This is a genomic window from Saccharopolyspora sp. NPDC003752 (genome assembly GCF_053605825.1).
Window position 1 is genome coordinate 1 of sequence record NZ_JBSGJZ010000080.1, and the last position, 8,047, is coordinate 8,047.

Here is an 8,047-nt window from a genome sequence, read left to right on the forward strand (position 1 = left end):
GCATGCTTGCTTTGAACTTGTTCTCCATCTTGGTTGAGGGCCATGTGGCAGCACGGGGGTCGCTGTCCGTTGAGCGGACCCCGGCCGGCTATCGCGTCTACGGCGCGGGTGCCGTGGATCGGCTGGCGTTCATCGGCGCGGCCGAACTACGTCCGGCGCTCATCGTCCGCGGAGGACGGCTACGAGGAAGCTCGAGTCGTCGGTGAACGGACGCAGGTCCCAAGTGGACAGCAGCAGGTCGGGCTCGAGTGCTGCTGCCGTCGCGTCCTCGAAGAAGTCGGTGAACTCGTAGCCGCGGCCGGCGCCGAAGCCGATCGCGACCCGGCCGCCCGGCGCGAGGTGCGCACGGAGCCGCTTCAGCACAGCACCGCGCGTGGTCGGTGCGAGGAAGGTCATCACGTTCCCGGCGCAGACGATCGCGTCGAACGGTGCCGTGATGCCCCGGGCGGGAAGGTCGAGTTCGGCCAGGTCGCCGACCATCCAGAGCGGCCCCGGGTGGTCTTGCTCGGCGGCCTCGATCAGGACCGGGTCGACGTCGACGCCGACGACGTCGTGGCCGGCTTCGGCCAACAGGCCGCCGACTCGGCCGGGTCCGCAGCCGGCGTCGAGGACGCGGGCGTGGCGCGGCACCAGGGCGTCCACGAGGCGGGCTTCCCCGGCGAGATCGTCGCCGGCGCGCGCCATGGAACGGAAGCGTTCGACGTACCAGGTGGAGTGCTCGGGGTCGGCGGTGACCTTCTGCATCCAGATGCTCTGCTCAACCATGTCCGCATTCTCCCGGAGCCCGGTGAGCGGCCGGAGATCGCCGCCCGGATGATCACTTCGTCGCGCATGCTGGTCCGGTCCCCTGGTTCGCTCGCGCCCGGCTGGGAGGCGCAGCCGCCCGATCTCGAAGGGCTCGTGACGAACGACCTCCGCGCCAGTCACGAAACCGCCTGACACCGTCAGCCGCTTGTCCCGAGAGGCCCACTTCGATCTAAAGTGGACGATCCCGTCCCGGGAACCTCGCCGTGCGTGCGCTGGGACGGGGGGCCAGCGCACGCACGAGCCGTCACCTGTCGTCAGGTCAGAGGCGTTCGGCGGGAGCGGTCGTCGGGGTGACCGGTCGGCGGCGTCGCACCGCGAGGTAACCGACCGCGATCGCGCCGGCCAGGACCGGGGTGAGGTACAGCGCGATCCGGGTGTCCGGGTCGAACGCCAGCAGCACCACGACGAGCGCGAGGAAGGTGAGCACGAGGTAGTTGGAGTACGGGGCGAAGGGCATCCGGAACTTCCCCGCCCGGATCTCACCCGCGGCCACCTTCCGGCGGAACCCGAGGTGGGCGACGATGATCATGCCCCAGGTGAAGATGGCGCCGACGGTGCTCGCGCTGGTGATGTAGGTGAAGGCCTCCTCGGGGGCCAGGTAGTTGATCAGGACGCCCAGCAGCATCGCGACGAACGTGACCGCGATGGCGCGGGATGGCACGGCGCGGGCGTTGAGGCGGCCGGCCTTGCGCGGCGCTTGCCCGTCCTGGGACAGGGTGCGCAGCATTCGCCCGGTCGAGTAGATGCCGCTGTTGCAGGACGACAGCGCCGCGGTGGTCACCACGAAGTTCACCACGCCGGCCGCCGCCGGGATGCCGATCAAGCTGAAGGCGTGGACGAAAGGACTGCCGTTCGCCGGGAATTGGTTCCACGGCACCAGCACGGTCAGCGCCGTGAGCGCGCCGACGTAGAAGATCAAGATCCGCCACATGACGGAGTTGATCGCGCGTGGCAGCACCTTCTCGGGGTTCGTGCTCTCGCTGGCGGTCTGACCGACCATTTCCACGCCCACGAAGGCGAACATGACGATCTGGAACGACAGCAGCGCGGCAGTCGGGCCGTTCGGGAAGAGGCCGCCGTGCGACCAGATGTTGCTCACCGCCGCCGAGCTGCCGAGATCGCTGAAGCCGAACACCAGGATCGCCGCGGCCAGCACGATCAGCCCGATGATGGCGAGCACCTTGATGAGCGCGAACCAGAACTCGAATTCGCCGAAGAGCCGTACCGCGATCAGGTTGACGCCGGTGAGGACGAACAGCGCGACGAGTGCCGGGATCCATTGTGGAACGTGGGGGAACCAGAACTGGAAGTACTTGCCGACGGCGGTGATCTCGGCCATGCCGGTCACGATCCACACCAGCCAGTACCCCCACCCGGTGGCGAACCGGGCCCACGGTCCGACGAATTCCCCGGCGTATTCCGCGAAGGAGCCGCTGACCGGCCGGTACATCAGCAGTTCGCCCAGCGCGCGCATCACGAAGAAGATCATCAGGCCCGCGATCGCGTAGATCGCGATGAGGCCGGGGCCGACCTGGTGCAGGGCCTTGCCCGAACCCAGGAACAACCCGACCCCGATCGCGCCTCCCAGTGCGATCATGTTGATGTGCCGGCTGCTGAGCGCGCGGCGGTATTCCTCGGTGGGTGGCTGACTCATGTGAGGAAGCTCCGTTCATGCGGCAGCGCTGCCGCCAGGTCGGTTCCAGGCCCATGTCGCAAACGTCGCATGTGCATTCGGCCACGTGCGTGTTGCAGACCACCATCAGGCATCCACCGCGAGGTGTCATTGTTCCGCGGGCACCGTTCGAGCGGAGTTGATTGTGTTCGAACCCCCCCTCCGCGTCACAAGCACCACACCGGACCCGGCTGTCCCGAAGGACGCGGCTGATCCACGGGACGGGGAGCGTTGGCCGGCTCGCGGTCGGTTCATCGCTGGAGTGCTAGGGAACCAGGACGCGTCCCGCGGCGAGCACGGAAGCCAGACCACCACCGAGCACTACGGCCGAGGCGGCGACGATGGGCGCCCGCCGGGTCCAAGCGCGTAGCGTCGGCGAGTCGGCGGCGCGGGTCAGCAGTTCGTCGCGACCCCGGAGCACGACGAGCCCGGCAGCGGTCAGGGTCAACGCCATGCCGAGTCCGAACGCGGCGACCATCAGCACCGCAGCGCCGACCCTGCCGGTGAGCAGTCCGCTGAGCAGGACGAGGAACGCCGATGGCGAGGGGAGCAGGCCTCCGGAGGTGCCGAGCAGCACGATGCCGCGCCAAGTGAGCAGGGATTCGCCGGGGAGCGGATGGGAGTGGCCGTGTCCATGTCCATGCGGGTGGCTTCGGTTGCGCAGGTGGTGCCGGAGCAATCCCACCCCGACGCCCACCACGACGAGGGCCGCGATCAGCTGCAGCCAGCCCGTCAGCGCCGTGATGTCCGGGGCGTTCTCGCTGGCGAGCCACCATCCGACAGCGAGCGTGGCGACGGACGCCGTGTGCATCGAGGCGACGATGATGCCCAGCCATACTGCGTCCCGTGCCCGTCCCCGGCCGCCCACGAGAAAGCCCGCGGCGAGCGTTTTCCCATGTCCTGGAGCGCATGCGTGAAAAGCTCCCACCGCGGCTGAGACGAGGAGCGCCAAGGGCAGTACGACGCGGTGTTCCAGCAGTCCGGAAAGGTCCGTGGTCCAGATCTTGAACGGCTCCCGCGGTCCTGCTGCCGCGCTCGTGTCGCTGCTGCCGGGTGCGCCGAGCGCGAGTGCGCGGGTCGGTTCACCGGCGGTGTGCAGGCCTCCGCCGCCCGACTCGGTGACGGAGATCGTGCGGTACTCCGGGGCGACGTCGTTCAGCACTGTGATCGTCAAGTCGACCGTGGCCACCGGGTTCTGGCAGCGGTAGCGGAGGCGGGCGCCGTCCTGGTCGAGGCGCGTGGTGTCCGCGTGGTCCAGCGGGCAGGGCCGGCCGTCCTGGCTCGGCTGGATGTGCGAGCCCAGGTACTGCGCCTCGGACGTGTTGGCCGCGTCCGCCGTTTCGTGGAGCACGGCCAGGTCGTCGTTCGCGGCTGACCAGATGACATCGACCGCGTTGCCGTCGGCGGCGATCCTGGCGACCGGAGGGGTGCCGAAGGGGTGCGCGTCCGCCGAACCGGCGAGGCCGAGCAGCGCCCATATTGCGAACGCGCCGGCCAGCAGGAGGCGACCCGCCTTGGAACGGGCGAGGTTGAGGAAGTGCACGGCCGTATTCCGATCAGGAGTGCCCTGCGGGCTGCTCCACTGCGAGCAGCCCGCAGGGCGGGAGTGGTGTACCGGTTGACCTGTCAGCTGCCGTGACCGCTACCGGCCGGGTGCCGGGCCGCCAGGGCGTGGATCGTGCCGTCGTCGGTGAGGGCGAACACCCAGTCGCCGCTGATGGACAACGCCGAAGCCACGCCGCCGCCGAGGTCGTACTCGGTCAGCCGCTTGCCGGTGGCGCGGTCCAGGACGACCAGACGTCCGTCCCAGGTGCCCGCGTACAGCCGGTCCTCGGTGACCACGGCGTGCATCGCAGGGGAACCGGGCCCCTCGGTGCACCCCTTCGCCACCCGCCATTCGTCGTCGAGGGGGCTCTCGCCGGGCAGGTAGCCGACCGGGGTTTCCCACAGCGGTTCGCCGGGTTCGGCCGCGCTGGTGTCGTAGGCGCGGATGACACCGTCACGGCTCGCGATGTAGGCGATGTCGCCCCAGACGGCGGGACTGGTCAGCGGGGCGGGGCCGGGTTCGCAGGTGCTGGCGCCGCCCACCGGGGACTGCCACAGGACGGCACCGGTCTTGAGGTCGTGCCCGCGGGCGCCGCTCGCGGTCATCGTCACCAGCTTCGGGTCTCCTCCGGCCGGATCGGTGAGGGCGGGGGAGGAGTGGCTGTCGATGCCGCCCTGGGTGTTCTGGACCCAGAGCTGACTGCAGCTGGCGAGGTCCATGGCGACCAGCGTGCTGCTGGAGTCGGTGTGCAGGTAGGCGGTGTTGGAGCCGGGTTGGCGGACGGCAGTGCTGTGGAACTGGCCCCAGCTGGTCGCTCCGTTGAAGCCGCCCAGCAGGTCACCGCTGCGAGCGTCGCGGCACTGGATCTTGTTCCAGTTCTGGTAGACGGCGACGGTGCGGCTCTGGCCCTGCAGGTCGAAAACGCTGACCGGACCACCGGCGCGACCGTAGCGGCGCACGGTGTCGCCGTGCCGCTCCTCGTTCTCGATCGTCTGCCAGACGACGTGGCCGTCCTTGGCGTCGAGGGCGTAGATCCGGCCGACGGCGGTGGTCAGGTAGACCTTGCCGTCGTGCAGGGTGGGCGCCGACTCGGCGTCGCCGTCCAGGTAGGTGCGCCAGATTTCGCGGCCGGAGGCGAGGTCGTAGGCGAGCATCGTGCTGTACGGGGAGTCGAACGCCCGTGAGGAGACGATCACCTTCCCGTCGGCGATCACCGATCCGTCGAGGTTGAACTGCTCACCGGTGTTGGCGGCCCAGCGCAGGTCGAGCTCGGCGCCCGGATCGTCCGCGCTCGCGGAGCGCCCCGCCTCGTCGCGCCCCTGACGGGTCCAGTCCTGACCGCCCTCCGGCTTCGCCAGCTCGTCTTCGGGCACCACCGTGAACGAGTTCTTGAGGATGGGCCAGGCCTGGCCCTCGGTGTCCACTGCGGTCATCTCCGCCGTGTAAGTTCCCGGCCGCAGATCGTCGAGGTGGTCGCTGACCCGGGTCCAGGAGATCCGGGCATCCGGACAAGGCTCCGGGGTGCCACCGGGCGGCGCGAAGCAGTTCTCGATGCCCGTCCGCTTGTTGCCTGCGCCGAACTTCAGCCCGCTTTGCTGCCGCACCGCTTTGCCTCGGTCGTCGCGGACGGTGAGGGTGGCTGCGGCCGGGGTGCGGCCGTTGTCCTCGGCGTAGAGCTCGACGGGGATCTTCCCGCCGGCGGGGTGGACGCTGCCCTGTGCGGGACTGACGAGCGCGGCATCATCGTTGATGTCGAACTGACGGTGCGTCCCCATGACGTAGCCGGTGTCCTCGTTGCGAGGGGTGCGCGGGTCGTCGGTGATGGACTTGAAGTCGAGGATCTTGTAGTCCGGGTGGGCGCCGTCGATGCCGTAGGTGCCCTGGTTGTTGATCTCGACCGAGCGGTCGAAGGCTCCGCGGCGGTACTCGGCTTGCTGGTTGTGGCCGGCGGCGAACATCCGCACGTCGTACTTGGCGAGTTCGTCGATGGTCGGCTGCATGCCCGCGCCTGGTCCCCACACCGTGAACAGCGACCGGTGCGCGAAGACGAGCACCTGCTTGCCGACCGCGTGGCGCTTGAGGTCTTCTCGCAGCCAATCCAGCTGCGGTTTCAGGCCGCTGGAGTCGTAGTTGTCCTCCAGGACGACGATGTGGCGGCCGTTGCGGTCGAAGCTGTACCACTCCGGGCCCATGTTCCGCCGGTAGTACTCCAGGCTTCCGCCGTAGCCCTGGGAGGTGGCGGTGCCGCCGACGTCGTGGTTGCCGAGCGTCGGGTAGAAGGGCATGCCGAGCTTTCCGTCGGTCAGGCCCTTCCGCAGGATGTCGTAGCCACCTTGGCGACGGGGCTCCGCGGCGTAGTCGGTGACCGTCAGGTCGCCGGTCGCGATGGCCATCGTCGCACCGTCGACCTCGGACATCGCCTCGACCTGGCCGGTCCACTGCGGCAGCGTCGAGCGCGCCGCCTCGTCCCTGGTGTTGGAGACCTCGATGTCGGAGTCCATCACCCATTTCTCGGTGGGGTCGGCGGCGTTCTCGTCCGGCACGAGGGCGAAGTCGATGCCGGTGTGCGGGCCGGCACCGTCGGGCACCTCGTGGAAGAACTGCGGGACGTAGTCCTCGCGCAGCGCTGGGGTGTAGCCGTTGGGGGAGACGATGCTGACGAGATCGGTCTCCCGCCGGGCCGGGTCCATCCACAGGGTGTACGAGCCGTCGGCGCCGGTGGTCGTCCAGACGGCACCGTCGGTGACATCGACGCCGGGCATGGGGGCCTCGCCTGGGTCCCGCACCGCATTTCGGTTGACATCCGCGAAGACCGTGCCCCGCACCGGCACCGGATCTGCGGTCACCGCCGTGTCAGCGGCGAACGACGTGCCGGCTGCGGTCGGCACCAGAGCCGCCGACACGGCGGCACCGGCCGCCACCAGCCGCTTGCGGCGTCGGACAGGGCCGCGCGCCAGCGGCTGCTCGGGCTGCGAGCGGCGGCGGAGCACCAAGCGGATGACCTGCAGCGCGACGACGGCGAGGGCGATGCCAAGCGCCGCGGTGAGCCACGGGAAGGCGAGGCTCGAAGGCGGGGGATGGGCGCCCGACGCGTCGACGACCGGGGTTTCCGCGGTCGCATCGACCGTGTTGCCGTCGAACTCGACGACGGCCTGGGTCAGTCCCCCCTCCCGGAGCATCGAGGTCAGGTCGAGCTCGTCGACGTGACAGCCCCACGCCAGTTCGACCACCACACCACCGGGAACCCCGCCGCCGTCGCCCGCAACACCGGAGCCGGTGGCCGGGCAGGAGGAGGACAGCAGGCGCGCTGCCCAAGCCCCCGCGTTCTCGGGCGACACCACGTCGTGATGGACGATCAGCCTCCCGCTGGTGACGTCGTCCTCGGTGGAAACGACGAGCTCGGCGTGCTGCGGCGACACATGCGCATATGCGGGCTGCGCACCGAAGCCCAGCACGAAGAGCAGCAGCACGAGACCGGTCCCGGCCGCTGCGCGGATTGGTTTCATGTGCAGGAAGGATGCAGGTCCGAGGAGTCCGGCAGCAGAACAACCGGCGAAGCTTCTCCTGCACGACGACCAACTCGTACCGGGAGCGACTCGCGCGAACGAGAGCTCTCCCGCGGGAAGTCGCTGCCGGATCGTCGGCTCCCATCCGTTGTGGACCTGTCCGCCGCTCAGGGCGTTTCCGCGACGGGCAGCAGGAACCCCCGGGAAAGGTCGTCGTCCGGATCCACCACGAGGGTGTTGTACCCGGTCAGGTAGGCGGTGCCTTCCACCGCCGGGATGATCGCCGGCTGTCCCCGCACCGAGGTGGTGCCGACGATCCGGCCGACGAAGGTGGTGTCGATGATGCTGTGGTTCACGAGTTCGCCGGTGACGTCGAGTTCGCCGCGCGCAGCCAGGTCGGCGAGGCGGGCGCAGGTGCCGCTGCCGCACGGCGAGCGGTCGACCTGGCCGTCTGCGAAGACCGTCACGTTGCGTTCCTCGATGCGGCCCTCCGCGCTGGAGAGGCGATCGTAGAAG

The 8,047-nt window shown here is 69.6% G+C and carries 5 protein-coding genes; all 5 read right to left on the reverse strand.

Annotated elements, in window-relative coordinates; all coding sequences use genetic code 11:
• Positions 1-159: 159 nt before the first annotated feature.
• A complete protein-coding gene (locus tag ACWEV3_RS43175) occupies positions 160-765 on the reverse strand; it encodes a class I SAM-dependent methyltransferase (protein WP_452619468.1) in 606 nt (201 codons plus the stop codon).
• A gap of 301 nt (positions 766-1,066) precedes the next feature.
• Positions 1,067-2,461 (reverse strand): amino acid permease, encoded by a 1,395-nt coding sequence (locus tag ACWEV3_RS43180; RefSeq protein ID WP_452619469.1) that lies wholly within the window; start codon positions 2,459-2,461, stop codon positions 1,067-1,069.
• Positions 2,462-2,744: 283 nt separating this feature from the next.
• The gene (locus tag ACWEV3_RS43185) at positions 2,745-4,022 is read right to left on the reverse strand and encodes a HoxN/HupN/NixA family nickel/cobalt transporter (RefSeq protein ID WP_452619470.1); all 1,278 of its coding nucleotides are present in this window, start codon (positions 4,020-4,022) and stop codon (positions 2,745-2,747) included.
• Between the two features lie 83 nt (positions 4,023-4,105).
• Positions 4,106-7,531: an outer membrane protein assembly factor BamB family protein gene (locus ACWEV3_RS43190; protein ID WP_452619471.1), complete on the reverse strand. Its 3,426-nt coding sequence runs from the start codon at positions 7,529-7,531 to the stop codon at positions 4,106-4,108.
• A gap of 167 nt (positions 7,532-7,698) precedes the next feature.
• Positions 7,699-8,047 (reverse strand): proline racemase family protein (locus ACWEV3_RS43195; RefSeq protein ID WP_452619472.1); only part of this gene is annotated, 349 nt, incomplete at its 5' end.

Coding starts and splice junctions, on each gene's coding strand:
- ACWEV3_RS43175 (WP_452619468.1), bottom strand. CDS start 765: ATGGTTGAGCAGAGCATCTGGATGCAGAAGGTCACCGCCGACCCCGAG.
- ACWEV3_RS43180 (WP_452619469.1), bottom strand. CDS start 2,461: ATGAGTCAGCCACCCACCGAGGAATACCGCCGCGCGCTCAGCAGCCGG.
- ACWEV3_RS43190 (WP_452619471.1), bottom strand. CDS start 7,531: ATGAAACCAATCCGCGCAGCGGCCGGGACCGGTCTCGTGCTGCTGCTC.